Annotated in this window: 16 protein-coding genes; 7 read left to right on the plus strand and 9 right to left on the minus strand. The window is 69.4% G+C overall.

The window, feature by feature from the left end:
• Window positions 1-627: 627 nt before the first annotated feature.
• Both BIV25_RS21345 and BIV25_RS21350 read right to left on the minus strand, forming a co-directional pair.
• Window positions 628-1,650, minus strand: a complete 1,023-nt coding sequence (locus tag BIV25_RS21345; RefSeq protein WP_079176787.1) for an NmrA family NAD(P)-binding protein — start codon at window positions 1,648-1,650, stop codon at window positions 628-630.
• Window positions 1,647-2,471 carry a polysaccharide deacetylase family protein gene (locus BIV25_RS21350; RefSeq protein ID WP_071373960.1) on the minus strand — a complete coding sequence of 275 codons (825 nt, stop codon included), beginning with the start codon at window positions 2,469-2,471 and terminating at the stop codon, window positions 1,647-1,649. The genes BIV25_RS21345 and BIV25_RS21350 overlap by 4 nt, the downstream gene beginning before the upstream one ends.
• An 88-nt stretch (window positions 2,472-2,559) precedes the next feature.
• Here BIV25_RS21350 and BIV25_RS21355 point away from each other — a divergent pair, with 88 nt between their 5' ends.
• Entirely contained in the window at window positions 2,560-2,988 is a 429-nt protein-coding gene (locus tag BIV25_RS21355; protein ID WP_071373961.1) for a helix-turn-helix domain-containing protein, read from the plus strand.
• A 499-nt stretch (window positions 2,989-3,487) separates the two neighbouring features.
• On the opposite strand, the gene BIV25_RS21360 is transcribed toward BIV25_RS21355, so the two are convergent.
• On the minus strand, window positions 3,488-3,946 hold the full coding sequence (locus BIV25_RS21360) for a MarR family transcriptional regulator (protein WP_071373962.1): 459 nt from the start codon (window positions 3,944-3,946) through the stop codon (window positions 3,488-3,490).
• 58 nt (window positions 3,947-4,004) lie between these two features.
• On the opposite strand from BIV25_RS21360, the gene BIV25_RS21365 reads away from it, so the two are divergent.
• A complete protein-coding gene (locus tag BIV25_RS21365; RefSeq protein WP_079176789.1) occupies window positions 4,005-4,697 on the plus strand; it encodes a non-oxidative hydroxyarylic acid decarboxylases subunit B in 693 nt (230 codons plus the stop codon).
• Window positions 4,672-6,141: a UbiD family decarboxylase gene (locus BIV25_RS21370; protein WP_071373963.1), complete on the plus strand. Its 1,470-nt coding sequence runs from the start codon at window positions 4,672-4,674 to the stop codon at window positions 6,139-6,141. Before BIV25_RS21365 ends, BIV25_RS21370 begins: the two co-directional genes overlap by 26 nt.
• A 602-nt stretch (window positions 6,142-6,743) precedes the next feature.
• Here BIV25_RS21370 and BIV25_RS53000 read toward each other — a convergent pair.
• The 3 genes from BIV25_RS53000 to BIV25_RS50410 all read right to left on the minus strand — a co-directional run bounded on the left by BIV25_RS53000 (window position 6,744) and on the right by BIV25_RS50410 (window position 7,526).
• A complete protein-coding gene (locus tag BIV25_RS53000; RefSeq protein WP_256255965.1) occupies window positions 6,744-6,872 on the minus strand; it encodes a hypothetical protein in 129 nt (42 codons plus the stop codon).
• Between the two features lie 29 nt (window positions 6,873-6,901).
• Complete coding sequence (locus BIV25_RS21375; RefSeq protein ID WP_143076674.1) at window positions 6,902-7,138, minus strand: hypothetical protein; 237 nt, start codon at window positions 7,136-7,138, stop codon at window positions 6,902-6,904.
• Between the two features lie 187 nt (window positions 7,139-7,325).
• Complete coding sequence (locus BIV25_RS50410) at window positions 7,326-7,526, minus strand: hypothetical protein (protein WP_143076675.1); 201 nt, start codon at window positions 7,524-7,526, stop codon at window positions 7,326-7,328.
• 455 nt (window positions 7,527-7,981) lie between these two features.
• Between BIV25_RS50410 and BIV25_RS21385 the strand changes: the two genes are divergently transcribed.
• On the plus strand, window positions 7,982-8,587 hold the full coding sequence (locus tag BIV25_RS21385) for a hypothetical protein (protein ID WP_071373966.1): 606 nt from the start codon (window positions 7,982-7,984) through the stop codon (window positions 8,585-8,587).
• Between the two features lie 328 nt (window positions 8,588-8,915).
• Here BIV25_RS21385 and BIV25_RS21390 read toward each other — a convergent pair whose 3' ends face one another.
• The 3 genes from BIV25_RS21390 to BIV25_RS21400 form a co-directional block, all read right to left on the minus strand.
• A complete protein-coding gene (locus BIV25_RS21390; RefSeq protein WP_071373967.1) occupies window positions 8,916-11,780 on the minus strand; it encodes an AAA family ATPase in 2,865 nt (954 codons plus the stop codon).
• A 40-nt stretch (window positions 11,781-11,820) separates the two neighbouring features.
• Window positions 11,821-12,726: a sugar-binding transcriptional regulator gene (locus BIV25_RS21395; RefSeq protein WP_256255966.1), complete on the minus strand. Its 906-nt coding sequence runs from the start codon at window positions 12,724-12,726 to the stop codon at window positions 11,821-11,823.
• A 118-nt stretch (window positions 12,727-12,844) separates the two neighbouring features.
• Window positions 12,845-13,480, minus strand: a complete 636-nt coding sequence (locus BIV25_RS21400) for an ATP-binding protein (RefSeq protein WP_143076677.1) — start codon at window positions 13,478-13,480, stop codon at window positions 12,845-12,847.
• Between the two features lie 483 nt (window positions 13,481-13,963).
• Here BIV25_RS21400 and BIV25_RS21405 point away from each other — a divergent pair, with 483 nt between their 5' ends.
• The 3 genes from BIV25_RS21405 to BIV25_RS21415 are packed head-to-tail and all read left to right on the plus strand — an operon-like array spanning window position 13,964 to window position 17,178.
• Window positions 13,964-15,334, plus strand: a complete 1,371-nt coding sequence (locus BIV25_RS21405) for a sugar ABC transporter substrate-binding protein (RefSeq protein ID WP_107486224.1) — start codon at window positions 13,964-13,966, stop codon at window positions 15,332-15,334.
• 54 nt (window positions 15,335-15,388) lie between these two features.
• A complete protein-coding gene (locus tag BIV25_RS21410) occupies window positions 15,389-16,333 on the plus strand; it encodes a carbohydrate ABC transporter permease (protein WP_071373968.1) in 945 nt (314 codons plus the stop codon).
• Window positions 16,333-17,178 carry a carbohydrate ABC transporter permease gene (locus BIV25_RS21415; RefSeq protein ID WP_071373969.1) on the plus strand — a complete coding sequence of 282 codons (846 nt, stop codon included), beginning with the start codon at window positions 16,333-16,335 and terminating at the stop codon, window positions 17,176-17,178. Before BIV25_RS21410 ends, BIV25_RS21415 begins: the two co-directional genes overlap by 1 nt.
• The last annotated feature ends 65 nt before the right edge of the window (window positions 17,179-17,243 follow it).

A 17,243-nucleotide genomic window follows, 5' to 3' on the forward strand; every position in this document is an offset into this window, starting at 1 on the left:
CGTGAACCGGCCGGGCAAGAGGCCGGCGGCCAGTCCCGGCACCGTACCCGTAGGCCTGCCCGTGCGCCCTGGTGCGGGCGGGCACCAGCGGCACGGAATCGAAGGACCACGCCTGCGGCCTCGTCAACGACGACGATCCCACGCGTTCGCGCTTCGCGGTCTCCGCTCATGACTGCCGGCTCTGGCTCGACTGCCGTGGCGCGCCGTACTGCGCGGAGAGGACCGCGACACGCGGCTCGAAGGCCCCGGAGACGCCCGGAAGGCCTGTGCGGGCGTTTCTGCTCCGGCGGGAGCGGTACGACGCCGAGGGGGGCTGGCAGCTCACGCTGCCTGGCCGGCAGGCCCCGCCACACGGTGTGTCGGCGTTGCCGGGCCAGCCACTCCCCGATGTCCATGGCGTGGACGGTGACGCCGGGCAGGACATCGGCCTGGCCGTCTTCCTTGCCGACGACCTCGCGCGGTGTGGTGTCGTGCCTCTGTCAGACGGCCGGCCCGGGATTCCGTACTCATCGACCTCTTCCAGCGCGGCCCTCCATGCCGGGTGGCCGTCGAGCGCGCCGGGCCGGCGCAGGTTGGGCAGCCTGAACCTGCCCGACGCCGGAAGCGGCGGACGGCCGCGCGTGTGCGTCACACCAGGTCAGCCCGATCTCCCGCCGGTGCCGGACACGCTCCGGAGCGACGAGCTGTGTCGCGCGAGCCGCGTCCGGTCTCCGTGGTGGGTGGTCGTCCCGTCCATCCGGTGTGGTGCAGCCAGTCCGCGGAGGTCATCAAGTCGGGGTGCAGGCGGCGTAGAAGGGTGATGTCCCGGTGTCGGGCGTAGAGATCACGGGCGGCGAAGAACCGGAACATCGCCGCGTAGTCGTGGCCGAAGTCGGGGACGGCGGCGTGCAGATCGTCGTGCGGCATCGGGATGTAGGTGCTCGGGGTGCCCGTGACCTGAGTGAAGGTGGCGGCGATCTCGTTGCCGGTGAGGCTGTCGCCGATCACCGCGAGGTCACGGGCGCCCCAGGACTGCCAGTTGTCGAACATGTGGCGGGCGAACCAGGCGATGTCGTCGAGGGCGACGAGCGGGTAGCGGGCGGCGCCGAGGGGAAGTCTGAAGGCCAGGCCGCCCCGACCGTCCGGCCGTGGGGCGAGCCGGTCCCGGAGGTTCTCGAAGTACGGTGCCGTGGTCAGGACCGAGACGTGGTCGGTGTACCAGCCGTCGGTCTCCTTGCGGAGCATTTCCTCCGACCGCATCAGGTTGATGTGGGCGGCGACGGCGGCTTTGCTGTCGAAGTGCGGCACGGGGCGGCCGGTCAGGGACACCGCGCTGTCCAACGAGGACCAGATGAAACGCTCCACGCCGGCCCGTTCAGCGGCGGTCAGCAGGTCCAGCCCTTGCCGGTACTCGCCCACGGCGCTGCCCGTCGCGAAGAAGTCGGTGTTGGCGAACACGTGATCGGCCTTCCCGAAGCGGGCGTCGAGAGCCGACGAGTCGGAGCGGACCAGCTGTACGCGGCCGGTCGCGGTGGCGGCGAGTCCGGTGGCATGGGCGGATTCCGGGTGGCGGGTGGGGACGGTGATGGTGGCGTCGGTGGTGGCAAGCAGGTGTTGGATCACGTGCCTGCCCATGGCTCCGGTGCCGCCGACGACGAGGACGTGGGTCATGGTGTCGATCCCGTGTGTGTGAGGACGTGTTCAGCCACCTGGGCGTGGGTGGCGACCCAGACGTCGCCGCACGCACGGATCTGGTCGAGGATCTGGCCGATCATGCCCGCGAGGAGCGGTCGGCCTCCGACGTGGGCGTGGACGGTGAAGTGGAAGAGGCCTGGGCCGGGGGCGGCGAGCAGCTGCTCCAGGAGCGCGCGATGCAGGTCTCGGTAGGCGTTCGGGCCTGCCGCCGCGCTGCGGACATCGGAGTGGTCGCCGTGCATGAGGGAGACCAGGGGGCCGCGGCCAGTGGTCAGGACCTGCGGGAGATCGTGGCCGCTGTGATCGGCGGTCCAGCGGTAGCCGGCCTCGGTGAGCAGATCGCAGGTGTGCTTCGAGCCGGTGGCGCGAGGGCTCATCCATCCGGTCGGGTGAACCCCGGTGACTCGCTTCAGGACGTCCGTGCAGCGGCGGATGTTGTCCCGCTCGGTGTCCACGTCGAGCAGTGCGGGTACGACGTCCTGCGCCCAGGAGTGCGCGGCGATCTCGTGCCCCGCATCGTGTACGGCTGCCACGGTGTCGGGGTGTCGCTCGGCGACGAGGCCGTTGACGCCGACGGTGGCGGGAAGGTCACCGAGGATGTCGAGCAGCCGCCAGATGCCGGTCGTGACGCCGTAGTCCACCCAGGAGGTGCTGTGCGTGTCGTCGACACCGGGCAGCGGCCACGCCGCGGCCATCGGCGCGTAGGCGGGCCAGTGCCCGGGTGACCACAGTTCCAACGCGACGGTGACCAGCGCGGCGACCTTCCGCCCGCCCGGCCAGTCGATCACTGTCCCCATACGCTCCCCCTGTTCGGTGGCTTCCGCAGCGGACGCTAACGAGGCGTCAGGTACCTCCAGGTTCCTGGCAGCGGGCTAGCATCGGGGCGTGCCCGAGTACTCCGGAAGCGTCTTCCTCGCCGACTGCCCGGCTCGGCTGGCGATCGAGATCATCGCCGACAAGTGGGCGGTGGTCGTGTTGTTCGCACTGAGCCGGAAACCGTGCCGGCACGGCGAGTTGGTCGGTCTGATCGGCGGGATCTCCCGGAAGGTGCTGACCCAGACGCTGCGGCGACTGCAGGGATACGGCCTGGTCGACCGTCACGCCGAGGCCGGCAAGGTCGAGTACGTGCTGACGGACCTGGGCCGGACACTGGTGAAGCCGATCGCTGTGTTGACCGAGTGGGCCCACGAGCACGGCCGGGCCGTGGTGGAATTCCAGGAGTCCACAATGGACAGTGAACCTCTTTCATCCCGGGTTTCCGCAGATGAGGAAGGTCCGAACGGCGTCGACGACGTGACAGACGCGGTTGGTTGAGCAACGGGCGCGGGCAGGAGGGCCCGTACCTCCCAGCCCCGGCCCGGACGCGGCCCCGCCATCAGCTGTCGGCTCGGCGCGGGGAAGCGCTCGTGTGCCCCCTGCCGTCATCGCTCACCGTCACCTCCAGACGTCGGCCGCCGGTCGTGCGGCCGTCGTACCGGACCGCACGACTACCTCGGTGGCATTCACCGCGTGCCGTCGAACGTCCGGCAACGCCGCCTGCACCATGCGAAGGTGGCAGCCTGCACCTCGTCCGGCTGGTCGTCCGGTACGGCGGTGTCCCGGTACGGCGTGGCTTTCTGGTCAGGGGAAAGCGGGTCACCGGCTTCTCGTGGCCCGAAGAGGAACTGACGAACCGGGCGAGGCGGTCCCCTGCAACGTCCAGGGCGAAGCTGAAGAGGCTCGGTGCCGACTACAGCACGGCTGCCCGGTCGTTCGCCCCGTATGTCGTCGAGGAAGGGCGCCCGAGCCTGGTTCCCGCTCGTGACAGCATCCGTCAGGGCTCGTCCACGGCTTCCAGCGGCATGTCACCGAGTGTGCGCAGCATGTCCACCAGTCGCTGCAGCTCCTCCTCGCCGAACATCGATTGCAGTCGCTCGTGCAGTCGCGCGGCCTCGGTAACCGCTGTCTCAAGGTGTCGGCGGCCCGCCTCGGTGAGGGTGATGATGCGGCGTCTGCGGTTGGCCGGGTCGGCCTCCTTGGTCACCAGCTCGCGGGCCTCCAGGCGGTCGAGGAGCTGAGTGATCGTCGTGCGGTCGACGGCGGTCAGGGTGCCCAGGGCTGTCTGGTCCATGCTGCCGTGGTCGCGCAGCACCAGCAGTACCGCGAATTGCGGGGAGGTCAGGTCCGGTACGCGGTGGTGCCAGTTGATCGTCCATGCCTGGGCGGCCCGGCGCAGCTGATGGGGCAGTGACTCGTCGAGCTGCAGCCAGTTGCGGGAGTTTGCGTTCGTCACGAAGAAGAGTATATTCAGTACCCTGATATTCAGGGTACTGAATGTGGATGGTGTCGACATGCGACTGATCGTGGGGATGACCGGAGCCACGGGCGCGGTGCTCGGTGTCCGACTGCTCACCGAGCTGCGCCACCACGACGACGTGGAGACCCACCTCGTGCTCAGCCGGTGGGCGCGCGCCACGCTGGAGACGGAGACCGGGCTCGGCGCACGCGACGTGGCTGCGCTCGCCGACGTCGCGTACGCCCCCGAAGACCAGGGTGCCGCGATCTCCTCCGGCTCGTTCCGCGCCGACGGCATGGTGATCGTCCCGTGCAGCATGAAGACCCTGGCCGGGATCCGCGCCGGTTACGCCGAAGGCCTGGTGGCCCGCGCCGCCGACGTCACACTCAAGGAACGGCGCAGGCTCGTCCTCGTACCGCGGGAGACGCCGCTGAACGAGATCCACCTGGAGAACATGCTCGCGCTGGCGCGGATGGGAGCCTCGATCGTTCCCCCCATGCCCGCCTTCTACAACCACCCCGCCACGGTGGACGACATCGTCGACCACATCGTGACCCGGGTGCTGGACCAGTTCGGCGTCGAATCCGGCGCGGCCCGGCGCTGGCAGGGCATGCGGCATGCCGCCGCCACCCGCCCCACCGCCCCGACCGGCGACGGTGCGGGTCCAGACCTCATCCCGGCCGATCAAACCCTTTCCGTAAGCAACGCAAGGGAGTTGAAGCATGACCCATCTCTCCGACCTGCGTGAGTACCTCGACGCGCTGGACGCCCTGGGCGATCTCAGGCACATCGACCGCGAGGTGAGCGCCGACCTGGAGGCAGCCGCCATCACCCGGCTCTCCTACGAACGCCGTTCGCCCGCCCCGCTGTTCGAGAACGTCGCCGGCGCCGAGCCCGGATTCCGCCTGCTGGGCGCGCCCGCCGGGCTCAGCTCGCTGCCGGACAAGCCGCTGGCCCGTGTGGCCCTCTCTGTCGGCCTGCCCGCCGACACCACGGCCGCCGAACTGGTCGAGCACCTGGCCCGCACCCGGCACGCCACCCCCGTACCCCCCAAGCGTGTCTCGCGCGAGGAGGCGCCCGTCAAGCAGAACGTGCTGCTCGGCGACGCCGCCACCCTCGACCGCTTCCCGGTGCCGCGTGTGCACCAGGCCGACGGCGAGCGCTACACCAACACCTGGGGGATCATCGTCGCCCGCACCCCCGACGGCCGGTGGACCAACTGGTCCATCGCCCGGATCATGATGCTCGACGGCCGGCGCATGACCGGCCTCGTGGTGCCGCCGCAACACATCGGCCTGATCTGGAAGGAATGGGCGAAGATCGGCAAGCCCATGCCGTACGCCCTGGTCCAGGGCGGCGCCCCGGCCGTCCCGTTCGTCGGCGGCATCCCGCTGCCCGAAGGCATGGACGAGGCCGGCTACATCGGCGCCCTGCACGGCGAACCGCTGCCCGTGGTCCGGTGCGAGACGAACGACCTCGACGTCCCCGCCGGTGCCGAGATCGTCATCGAGGGACACCTGTCCGTGGGCCGGGATGCGCTGGAGGGGCCCTTCGGAGAGTTCGCCGGGTACGCATCCGACGAGACCTCGATGCAGCCCGTCTACAGCATCGAGGCCGTCACCTACCGCGACGATCCCATATGGCCCCTGGTCGCCGAAGGCCGGCCGGTGGACGAGTACCACACCGTCACCGGCGTCGGCGAGGCCGCCGAGATGCTGGCCGACCTGCGCGCCGTCGGCCTGCCCGTCAGCACCGTCTGGCTGCCGCTGCGGGCCGCGGCCCACTGGTCCGTGGTGACGGTGCCCGCCGACTGGCGCGACCGGCTGCCGGACACGGACGCGGACGCCTTCGTCCACCGGATCGGCGAGGTCCTTGCCGCCTCCCGCGCGGGCCGTGTGACCTCCAACGTCTTCGTCCTGGACGACGACATCGACCCGGCCGACGACGACGACCTGCTGTGGGCCCTGGCCACCCGCGTCCACCCTGTCCGGCGCGCAGAGGCGTGGGACGGCCGTATCCACCCGCTCCTGGGCTGCTACACCCCGGAGGAGAAGGAGGCCCGCCGCGGCCCGGTGGTCGTCCACAACGCCCTCCAGCCCGCACCGGGCTCAGGCCGACTTCCCCACAGCTCATTCGCCCAGGCATACCCCGCAGAGGTCCGCCGGAAGGTCCTGGCCCACTGGACCGACTGACCACCCGACCCGGACCCGTCCGCCCTGCCCGCCTCATGGCCCGATGGAGGTTCCCGGCGTACACCTGCCGTGAGCCGGTCCTGGGCCGGACACCAGCGGCGAGCGGCTGCCAGGTGCCTCTGTGCCCCGCACGCCGCCTGCCGGACAGGACGGCCCGCCCTCTCACCACGCTTCTCGCTCTGCCCGCTGTGCAGGTGTGCCGCTCCGACGAACTGGGGGGCGGTGAGCGCGGGCAGATGCTCGCCGGGTACGGCACACGGCAGTGGTCCGCCGTGGAGGCGGCCGTGTGGACGGTGGTTGAGCGCCATGTCCACGACCCCACCGGCCGCCGCTGGCCGCGCCCGGCCCTCAGCGACCGTTCGTCGGTGAGGGCGGCCTCGCGCTACGAGCAACTGCCCGAGGCCAACCGGGACCTGGCCGTCGGACGCGTTCTCCCGTCGAACGCGGCTTGCTCACCTGGAGAACTGGCGGATCCTCACCAAGCTCCGTACTCACCACGCCTGCGCCACTCGCCTGTCCCGCACGCCCTCGACGAACCCACCGCGGCTCTCGACGCCGAGCCCGCCCGAGACATCATCAAGCCGCTCCGCCGGCGACTGCCCTTACCCTCGACGCGCGAGGGTGAGCCACGTGCCGCAGACCACCGCGGCGCCGTCGGGGGCGGCGGCGGAGGCCTTGCTGTCGCGGAGGTCCACCTGCCGTTGCTCGACGTCCGCATGCGGTTTCGTCATGGGTTGGTTCGCTCCTTGCCTCGGGAAAATCAGTCGGTGTTCTGGAGATATCCGTCGGTGCGGACGATCGCACCCGGGCCGGCCGCAGTCGTGTCGTTGTCCTGCCGGCTCGTCGGGCCCGCGTCAGCGCGCCGAGTCGAGAACCGGATCGTGCCGTCGTCGACGCGACCGTGGCGCAGCGTGACCACGCCGTGGACGCAGCCCATGTCCAGCCGCCGCGGTGCCCGCGATCCGGCCGTCGGGAACTGGCCGAGTGCACGCAGCACGTGCACCGGTCGTAGCCGCCTGCGCCCATGGTGTCGGGCAGCGATACCTCGCGGCCGTCGACGGTGAGGGGCATGCCGCCGAACACGAGCGACTGCAGGCCGGTCGCGGTGACCACGATGTCGGCAGGGAGTTCCGTACCCGATTCCAGGCGCCGCCCGGTGGGAGTGAAGGTTTCGACGCGGTACGTCACCACTTCGGCCTCCGCCGGCTGAACTGGTAGATCGGCGTCGAGACCAGCACGTTCTTCCAACGGGTCACGGTGTAGGCCCGGCGGGCGCCGAGCAGCCGTGGCGCCGCTGCCGTCACGACGACTGCTCGGCCGCCGCAGTCGTGGAGATCCGCGAAGTGGGGCGTGACCCGGCGTCGTAGCGGTAGCAGTGACTGCATGTCAGGAGGAACCGGCGTGTGATGGCGGTGACGGCTGCGGTGGTGGCGCGTCTCGGGCATGTCGAGGACACCCTCGGTCTGCTCGAAGTCGGCGGGAAGAAGGCGATGTTGCCCGCGACCAGGGCCCTGGTCGCCTCCCTGAACGAGCGGGCCCACGTTTGGTGGCGTTGGCCCCGGGAGCGTGTCTCCTGGGGTGCGTGCCGGATCGGGGTCAGGCCGGGGCAGGACTGCGGGCTCCGTAGGTATAGGCCAGAGGGCCCCTGAACTCACCGCAGTAGTAGCAGCAATCAGTTGCGGTCGGGGGCAGCTGCGTCGTTCAGTGGCCCGGGGGCGGAAATCGGGATTTACGGCCGAGAGCAGTTTCGCGTTCTTCCCCCGCGCAACCGACTGAATGGGAGTCAGCAATGGCAAAGCATCGCAAGCCGTCACATTCGCCTGTGCCGCGGCGAGTGAGTATGGGCGCCGCCACCGTGACCCTCGGGCTCGCCGGCCTCGGCCTCAGCGCCACCACCGCACAGGCGGCGACAGGCGACGGGACAGATCAGTCTGCCGGGCAGTCGAAATCGACCTTCGAGGACAACGCAGATCAGTACAAGGACTTTCACGCCGGTCGTCTTGACGAGGGCCCAGGGGCGCCTGACGCGTCGCATCCTGGCGCAAATTTCGACGAGGGCATGTACAAGGCCGTCGCAGGGATGGACAACCAATCGTTCATCACACTCAGGAACGCCCTGTTGAGTCAGAATCCGGACGCCGAAACGAATCCGGAGCTGCGGCAGAAAGATGAGGAGCTGCAGCGAAGCTTCTACTCCAACGGCTGCACCGGCGTTCCCGGCTCAGTCCTCACGCAGCAGGAAACGAACGCCTGCATTCAGCACGACTTCCGCTATACGGTTGGCCCGAACGTCTACGCTCGGAACCCTGAGGCGGGGAAGGCTGACAAGGCGGATGCCGACCGTCAGCTCGGGGACAACATCGGCGGTGTGGAAGGAAAGGGCGCACAAGCTCTCACCGGGGCCGTGGGCACCGTCTTTTACCAGCCCACCCCCACGGCGTCCTAGCTTCGTTCTCGTCTGCACAACGACGAGTACCGCAAGAAAGTCGGTGGAGGAGACCGCGTCATCGCCGGACGCCTCCACGAAGCGCGTCGGCACCCACTCCGCCCGCGTTCACGTCGTCCCCAGCACGTGAGCATCACCGAGTCAGATGCCCGCGCACGGCCCCGGCATCGCCCCCCGTGGGGCGCCGCCGGGGCCGATTCGTACGCTCCGGTGCCGGGATCGTGACGAGCCCGCGTCAGCGCCCAGTCCTGATGCCCTGCGCATTCTCTCCCAGCCCTTCTCCAGCAGCCGGTGGACGCTCTCCGCGATGTGCTGGTGACCTGCTGCTTCAAGCCAGCCGAGGCTCAAGGCCTGTGGGAACGTCTCGATCTGCCGTCGTGCCGTGGGAACCGCCTGTGAGCCGACGACGCGTACCGAGGTGGGCAGGCGCGGCGGTCAGTGTGGTAGCCAGTTCGGCTCTGCCTTCGATGGCAAGCTTGCGGTAGACGTGGGTGAGGTGGAACTCCACCGTTCGCCGGCTGATGAACAGGGCAGAAGCGATCGCTTGGTTGTCCATGCCGGTGGCGGCGAGGGAGGCGATCCGGTGTTCGCGTCCGGTGAGCGCGCCGACCCCGGACTGGCGTCGTCGGCGAGGACGCGCGCCGGTGGCCAGGAGAGCGCGGTAGGCGCGTTCGGACAAGGGGGCGGCACCCGAGGCGTCGGCGAGGTCGAGTGCCTGGCGCAGGGGTGTCCGTGCCTCACTGGGGCGCCCGATCGCGTGCAGCGCTTCGCCGAGGTCGGTGAGGGTGTGGGCGAGAGCGCGCCGTGCGGGCGTGCCTTCAAGGAGGGAGGCCGCCTCGGACAGGACGGTGACGGCGTCGACACCGCTCTGCAGGCGGCCGAGGATACGCAGGCTGGTGGCGATCGTGTGCGGGGCACCCCAGCGGCGGGCTCGTACCAGCTCTTCGTCGGCCAGTTCCAGGGCGGCGTCGTGGTTGCCGAGGCGCTGGTGGACGAGGGCGGTGTGGGAGCGCCACGGGACGAGTGCAGGGTTGTCGTACCCGCCGGTCCGCATCAGCCGTGCACAGGCGTCGAGTTCGTCGAGGGCGGCGTGATGGTTGCCTTGGGTGTGGTGGTTCCGGGCACGTGCGGCGTGCAGGGTTGCCCAGCTCCAGTGGTTTCCGGCAGGGCTCTGGCGGGAGGCGCGGCACAGCTGCTCCGCTTCGTCGCCGGCACCGAGGTCGAGCAGGGCATGGACGGCCTGGGCGGTGGCGTAGGGCTGGTATCGCTGTCCTGGAGGCGCCAGGGCGAGTGCTCGGCGACCGAGTGACAGGGCGGACGTGATGTCGCCCGTCCGGTGGGCGATTTTGGCGCGCATGGCCATGAGGAGCGACTGCAGTGGAGCGGGTTGGCGGTGTATGCCGTCGGTGAGGAGATGATCGCAGCAGCGGGCGGCGTCGGTGAGGCGGCCCGCGTGCAGCAGTGCGGCTGCCGCGAACACGGTCGTGAGCGCGGGTTCCTCCGCCGGCCCGGGCCGGGTGAGCGCCCGGTCCGCGAAGTCGGCCGCGGTGTGGGCGCACTGCCCGGTCAGAGTGGTCTTCAGGGCGAGGGCCGCCAGCAGCAGACGCTGTCCCGGGCTCGCACCGGTCAACTTGTCGGCGATGTTGCCTCGGGCGATCCAGGCATCGGCCACGTGCGGGGTCTCCTCCAGGAGGACCAGGATGCCCTGGGCCCACAGCCGGTACAGCGTCTCGCAGTCGTCCTCGCCGATCTGGCCGGCGAGATCGTCCAGCAGGGTCACCGCCGCTTCGGCACGGCCGGTGCTCACCAGCACCTCGGCCAGGTGCGGCACCAGGGCAGCCCGCACGCGGACGTTCTCCTCTCCTGCCAGGACAGCACGCAGGTGGGAAGCCGCCGACTGGGGGTCGTGGCGCACCTCGGCAATACCCAGCCGAGCCAGGAGAGCCGAACGTTCGGCATCCTCGGGTGGCTCCGCCAGGGCTCGGCGCAGATACGCGCCGGCGGCAACCATGTCGGAGCGCTCCTCAGCGATGCGGGCCGCCTCCCGCAGCACCGGCACCCGCCATGTCTGCCCATCCGGTGTGGTGAGCAGCAGCATGTCCGCGATCTCGGGGGTGCCGGCGCCAAGGTCCCGTAGCACCTCGGCCGCCCGGGATCGCAGGGCGCTGAGCGTATGCTCGCCCGCTTGCGCGGTGAGAACCTGCTCGATGGCGGTGGAACGCAGTTGCCAGGGTGGGCCGGCGCCCACCCATCCGGCGTCCTCGAGCGCGGTGATCGCCTCTTCCGTAGCCGACAGGGCGACACCGGCCGTCCGTGCCAGCAGCGGCAGGCCGGCCACTCGGCCGAGGGCCGAGACGGCTGTGGCTACGGTGGTCACCGCTGGTCCGTGACGGCCGAGCAGCTGGGGCAGGGCTCGCAGTATGGCGCGGGAGCAGGCGTCGGCCGCTTGCTTCCGCGTGACCTGCGGGGCCGGCGTACCGGTGCGGATGAGGGCATCGGCCACCGCGTCGAGCAGCCCTGGGCTGCCACCGGTGGCGGCATGACACGCCGCGGCCGTGCCGGCCTCAAGAGCCTGACCGAGCCTTTCTGCCAGGTTGTCGGACGTGCCCTGCTCGGCGAGCGGCCGCGGCCGCAGGCGGGAGAATTCCGGGCACGCCGCCAGCGCCGTTTCAAGCGCCCCGGGGGCGGCTCCGGAGGCGGAGCGGGTGGCAATGGCCAGGCCGATCGGCGCACTCTCCAGGCGGCGAGCAAGATAGGCCAGCCACTGCTGGGAGGGGTCATCGGCGTGGTGCGCGTCGTCCACCAGCAGGACCAGCGGAGTGTGACGTGCCAGGCGCAGCAGCGCCAGATACAGTCCGTGGAAACACTCGACGGGCAGGGCCTGATCGCCGTCCCCGTGGGGGAGTGGAGCGTGGCCGGGTTCCAGCAGAGCGAGGTCCTCGTCGCTCAGCCTGGCATCGAGCAGTTGGCGAACGGCTCCCCACGGCGCGGACGCTTCCTGCGGACAGCAGCGCGCACCCAGGACGTGGATCTTCTGCCGACGGGCACGTGTCGTGAGCTCCACCAGGAGTGCACTCTTGCCGGTTCCGGCTGGTGCGTCGAGCAGCACGGCCGTGCCGTGGCCCTCAAGAACGTGGCTGAGCAGGGCGTCCAGTACCTGCAGGTCGGCGGCGCGCTCCACGAGAGGCGTCATGGATTCTCCGTACGGTGTCGGGCCGGAACCGGCTCGTGGGTCATCGGAGCAGGTACTCCGCCACGGTCGTGTTGGTGACGATGCCGTTGAACAGGCCGGTCTTCAGCGCCGCCGAGGTCGCGGCTGCCCGTTCCGCACCGTCGGCGAGGAGGATCACGTCAGGCACACGGCGCAGTTCGGCGAAGCTGATCGCGATGGTCCGCTCGGTGAGCTGCGGGGCGACGGGCTGTCCGTCCGCGTCCAGCAGTTGGCCGACGACCTCGGCGCAGGTTCCTTCGCGGCGATACTGCTCGCGCTCGTTCTCGTCGAGTGCGTCGTAGACGGTGGACAGCCCCGGCTCCCATGCGCCGACGGTGATAATGGCCTTGGTGACGTGTGGAAACTGGTTGACCGCTTCGGCGATGCCTGGCTGCCGGCGCAGCGTCTGGGCTGTCTCGCCGTCAGGAAGGAGCAGTGGCGCGTGGATCGGGTACACGGGGCCTCGCGCGATGGAGGCGGCGCGGCGTACGGCTTCCACCGCGCTGTGGTTCACGGGCCGCAGTGAGGTCACCCCGCTCAATTGCACCACCTTGCAGCGGGCCAGTACGGTCAGTTCGCGGCCGAGCGCCTCGATCTCGGGGCCCCACACAAGTCCGAGGACGTCGGTTTCCGTGACGATCTCGGTGAGCAGCTCCGCGGCGACCGCGCCGAGGCGCTGGGTGGCCAGCACCGCGCCGCCCCGATCCTGCTCCGTCGAGGCGAACACGACGCAGTGACGGAGGCCGTACTGGGTGCGCAGCGCGTCGGAGCACTCGGCGTCCAGCTCCGCGGGCAGCCGGACTTCAAGTCGGATCAGACCACCCTGCAGGGCGGCCTCCAGCATGCGGGCGACCTTGAAACGGCTGACGCCGAACTCGTCGGCGATTTCGGTCTTCGACTTGCCTTCGAGGTAGAAGCGACGTGCCATGGCGGCGGTTTGGACCAACTCCTCCGGCCCCGTATGGTGCGGAGGCCTGCCGACTCGTGGGCTGCGCTGTGTGCTCATGCCGTCCACCACCTGTGTTCCAAGAACGCTCTTCGACGTGTCAGCCGGTGACGGGAGCGGGCACCCGCGGCAGGCAGGCCCGGACCCACTTGCCGCCTCCCGGGGCCCACCCGGATGTCCAGGACCCGGCGAGCGCGCCGACGATCGCGAGCCCGCGCCCGTCGGCGTCGTCATCCTCTGCCGCGCGTGGGACCGGCAGTTCCGGGGACTGGTCACGCACTTCGGCGTGGAGTTCGGCGGGTCTCAGACCCAGTGTCAGTGTGATCGACCATTCCGGTCCGCGCTCGTCGGCAGGCGCGACATGCCGGAGCTTGTCCGCAGGCGCCGGCGAGCCGTGGCAGACCGCGTTCGTGACCAGTTCACACACGACCAGGACGGCTGCCTCGACGAGGTCCTCCGCTGCTCCCCAACGGTACAGAGACCTTCTGGTGAAGGCTCGGGCCTCTCTGGGCGCGGTCAGAAGGGCCGGCAATTCGATGGAGGCGGAGGCGACTTCGGCATCAGCGCGCGGAACGTCGCGTTCAGCGACAGCATTCATGGCGTCTTCCGATCTTTCAGAAGTCTGGAACAGCCCCTGTGGAGCCGCCCTGATTTCACCGCGGGCCTGGCTGGTGCTGCAGTGCGGAGACTGAGAGCCATGGACCCTGGGCAGTCGCCTCTGCAGGTTTCCGCTCAATCGAGCATATAGACCTCATGTGATTCAGGTACTTCCATTAAAGACCGTGTCAGGTCGACGTCAATGGGAAAAGCCGAGCCGATTTAAATCCGAGCGAATAGCGCTCAGGTGAGCATAAACAAGCGTGAGCGCAAACGGGTGCGAGCACAGAAAGGCGCCGGTAACGCCAGGCGGTCCGGCGCGGTTCCGCAGGTCTTCGTGGCACCCTCCGCAGGGCGCAGGAGGGTGAACCGGAACTCTCGCCGCAGTGGATTGGCGAACCACTTGCCGGGCGTACAGGGCAATCAATGGCTGACGGACCTTCACGCACAAGGGGAAGCCTCGCCGCCCGTGTCGCGCACATACCTGGACGTACTCATAGGCCTACAGTCGGTGACACTCATGCGATCAGGCCGACAGTCGGCTGAAGCTGCGCTGGGCGCTCTTCGATCCGACGATGGTGATCTCGTCGTTGTACATCCGAACAGCGAGGAGCAGTCCACGATGGGGTTCCTGAAGGGCCGACGGCGCACCGGCGCGGCTGTCGCGGCGTCCCTGATCGGACTGCTGCCGGTGGCCGGCTGTGCGGGGGCAGGGGCCATCGGCGGCGGCGCCGGCTCGGGCACCACGATCACGGTGGCCATTGTCGCCAACCCGCAGATGCAGGACGTACAGAAGCTCACCCCGTACTTCGAGCACACCCGCCCGGGCATCCACGTCAGGTACGTCACGCTCCCGGAGAACGTGGCCCGCCAGAAGATCACCGAGTCGGTGGCCACCGGCGGCAACGAGTTCGACGTGGTGATGATCAGCAACTACGAGACCCCGATGTGGGCGAGGAACGGCTGGCTGGTGGACCTCCAGCCGCACGTCGATCACACCCGGGGATACGACCCGGGCGACTTCATCAGCCCGGTCCGGCAGTCCCTGTCCTACCGGGGCGACCTGTATTCGGTGCCGTTCTACGGCGAGTCGTCGTACCTGATGTACCGCACGGACCTCCTCGCCGCCCACCACCTGACCATGCCGGCCCACCCCACCTGGCAGCAGGTCGCCGAGCTGGCACGGAGGCTGAACGACCCGGCGCACCGCGTCGCCGGCATCTGCCTGCGAGGTGCCCCCGGCTGGGGCGAGAACCTGGCACCGCTGGACACGGTGATCAACACCTTCGGCGGACGCTGGTACGACCCGGGATGGAACGCGCAGCTGACCTCGCCCGAGGTGACGAAGGCGGTCGGTTTCTACACCGGCCTGCTTCGCACGGTCGGGGAACCGGGCGCGGCGACCGCCGGATACACCGAGTGCGGTACGGACATGGCCCAGGGCAACGCCGCCATGTGGTACGACGCGACCGTAGCGGCCGGTTCGCTGGAGGACCCGAGCAGCAGCAAGGTCGTCGGCAGAATCGGCTACGCCCCCGCCCCCGTCGAGCGGACCGTGTCCTCAGGGTGGCTGTACTCCTGGTCGCTGGCGATCCCCAGGACCAGCCGGCATCGGGATGCCGCCTGGCAGTTCATGTCGTGGGCGACCTCCAAGGAATACATCCGGTTCGTCGGCAGCAGGCTCGGCTGGTCCCACGTCCCTCCCGGAAGCCGTACCTCGACCTACCGGATCCCGCAGTACGCCAAGGCGGCCGCCGCCTTCGCCCGGCCGACACTGCACGCCATCGGCGGAGCCGATCCCGGACACCCCACTGTTGCCCCCGTGCCCTACACCGGCGTGCAGTTCCTCGGCATCCCCGAATTCCAGGACCTCGGGACCCGAGTCAGCCAGCAGATCACGGCAGTCATCGCCGGACGGAAGTCGGTGCGGGCGGCCCTGTCCCAGTCCCAGCAGTACGCACAGACCGTCGGCCGCACCTACCAGCGCCGATGACGGCTCGCACCAGCACCCGTGACCGCTCCCACCCCCTCCACCCGAGGAGGCGCCATGACGACCTTGGCCCCGTCCTGCCCGGTTCCCCTGACACCCGGCCGACCGTCATCACGGCTGCCGCGCCGTAAGACATGGCGGCGCCGGCTGCCGCTGAGCCCGGCACTGCTCCTCGTGATCGTCGTCACCCAGATCCCGTTCGTCTTCACTGTGATCTTCTCGTTCCAGTCCTGGAATCTGGTCCGGCCCCACTCCCGCCACTGGGTCGGCCTGAGCAACTACGCCGCTGTCCTCACCGACAGTGCCTTCCGCGACGCACTCCTCACCGAGGTCGAGATGACCGTCCTGGCCGTGGCGGTCTCGATGCTGCTCGGCGTCGGCCTCGCTGTCCTGCTGGACCGCGGGTTCCCTGGCCGCGCAGTGGTCAGAACACTGCTGATCGCCCCCTTCCTGATCATGCCGACGGTCGCGGGACTGCTGTGGAAGACCACGATGCTCGACCCGGTCTACGGCATCGTCAACTTCCTTCTGCGCCTGGTCGGCATCGCGCCCGTCGACTTCGTCAGCCGGTTTCCGATGGCGTCCATCGTCACCGTGCTGGTGTGGCAGTGGACGCCTTTCATGACGCTGATCGTCCTCGCCGGACTGCAGAGCCAGTCAGGCGACGTGCTGGAGGCCGCGCAGATCGACGGCGCCGGGCCGTGGCGGACCTTTCGGGCCATCACCATGCCGCATCTGCGGCCCTACACCGAACTGGGCGTGCTGCTCGGCGCTATCTACCTGGTCAACACCTTCGATGTGATCTTCATGATGACCCAGGGCGGGCCGGGAACGGCAACCACCAACCTGCCGTTCTACCTCTACCAACGGGCCTTTCTCGGCTTCGACGTCGGACAGGCGTCGGCACTCGGTGTCGTCACCGTGGCCGGGACCATCGTGATCGCCTCGATCGCGCTGCGCATGCTCTTCACCGTCTTCCGCGCCACCGAGGGGAGGGCGTGATGTGTGCCGACTCGCCCTCCGCCCGCCGCGTCAAGCGGCTACTGGGAAAGAGTGCCTGGACGGCCGGCGCCTGGCTGGCCGGACTGGTGTTCTTCTTCCCCGTGCTCTGGATGGCGCTGACTGCCTTCAAACGGGAGTCCGACGCCTACACCACCACACCGCAGCTCGTCTTCGCTCCGACTCTCGACCAGTTCCGGACGGTGTTCTCCAGCGGCATCGGCCCGTACCTCGCCAACTCGGCACTGGCAACGGTGCTTTCCACCCTCCTGGTGCTCGTGATCGGTGTTCCGGCCGCCTACGCCCTGTCGATCCGATCGGTCCGAAGGTGGCGTGACGCGCTGTTCTTCTTCATCTCCACCAAGATGCTCCCCGTGGTCGCCGCCATCCTCCCGATCTACCTCGCCGTACGGGACATCGGCGCCCTGGACGACATCGCCACCCTCATCGTGCTCTACACCGCGATGAACCTGCCGATCGCGGTGTGGATGCTGCGCTCGTTCTTCCTGGAAGTCCCCGGCGAAGTCCTGGAGGCAGCCCGCGTCGACGGCGCGACACAGCGTCAGGAGATCACCCGGGTCATGCTGCCGATGGTCGCTCCCGGCATCGCGGCGACCGCGCTGATCTGCGTGATCTTCTCCTGGAACGAGTTCTTCTTCGCGCTCAACCTCACCTCGGTCCGAGCGGCCACGATGCCCGTCTTCCTGATCGGCTTCATGACCAGCGAAGGCCTCTACTGGGCCAGGCTTGCCGCGGCGGCGACACTGGCCTGCCTTCCCGTACTGCTCGCGGGTTGGATCGCCCAGAAGCAGCTCGTCCGCGGGCTGTCCATGGGAGCGGTGAAGTGAACCGCATGCCTCACCCCGAACGCCGCCGTCCCACCGCAATGGAATCCGCGCCGAAGCTGCTGTGA

Source organism: Streptomyces sp. MUSC 14, assembly GCF_001866675.1.
Lineage (GTDB): Bacteria > Actinomycetota > Actinomycetes > Streptomycetales > Streptomycetaceae > Streptomyces.

Coding starts and splice junctions, on each gene's coding strand:
- BIV25_RS21415 (WP_071373969.1), top strand. CDS start 16,333: ATGTGTGCCGACTCGCCCTCCGCCCGCCGCGTCAAGCGGCTACTGGGA.
- BIV25_RS21350 (WP_071373960.1), bottom strand. CDS start 2,471: ATGGGGACAGTGATCGACTGGCCGGGCGGGCGGAAGGTCGCCGCGCTG.
- BIV25_RS53000 (WP_256255965.1), bottom strand. CDS start 6,872: ATGACGAAACCGCATGCGGACGTCGAGCAACGGCAGGTGGACCTCCGC.
- BIV25_RS21370 (WP_071373963.1), top strand. CDS start 4,672: ATGACCCATCTCTCCGACCTGCGTGAGTACCTCGACGCGCTGGACGCC.
- BIV25_RS21405 (WP_107486224.1), top strand. CDS start 13,964: ATGGGGTTCCTGAAGGGCCGACGGCGCACCGGCGCGGCTGTCGCGGCG.
- BIV25_RS21395 (WP_256255966.1), bottom strand. CDS start 12,726: ATGGCACGTCGCTTCTACCTCGAAGGCAAGTCGAAGACCGAAATCGCC.
- BIV25_RS21410 (WP_071373968.1), top strand. CDS start 15,389: ATGACGACCTTGGCCCCGTCCTGCCCGGTTCCCCTGACACCCGGCCGA.
- BIV25_RS21385 (WP_071373966.1), top strand. CDS start 7,982: ATGGGCGCCGCCACCGTGACCCTCGGGCTCGCCGGCCTCGGCCTCAGC.
- BIV25_RS21365 (WP_079176789.1), top strand. CDS start 4,005: ATGCGACTGATCGTGGGGATGACCGGAGCCACGGGCGCGGTGCTCGGT.
- BIV25_RS21345 (WP_079176787.1), bottom strand. CDS start 1,650: ATGACCCACGTCCTCGTCGTCGGCGGCACCGGAGCCATGGGCAGGCAC.
- BIV25_RS50410 (WP_143076675.1), bottom strand. CDS start 7,526: ATGCAGTCACTGCTACCGCTACGACGCCGGGTCACGCCCCACTTCGCG.
- BIV25_RS21390 (WP_071373967.1), bottom strand. CDS start 11,780: ATGACGCCTCTCGTGGAGCGCGCCGCCGACCTGCAGGTACTGGACGCC.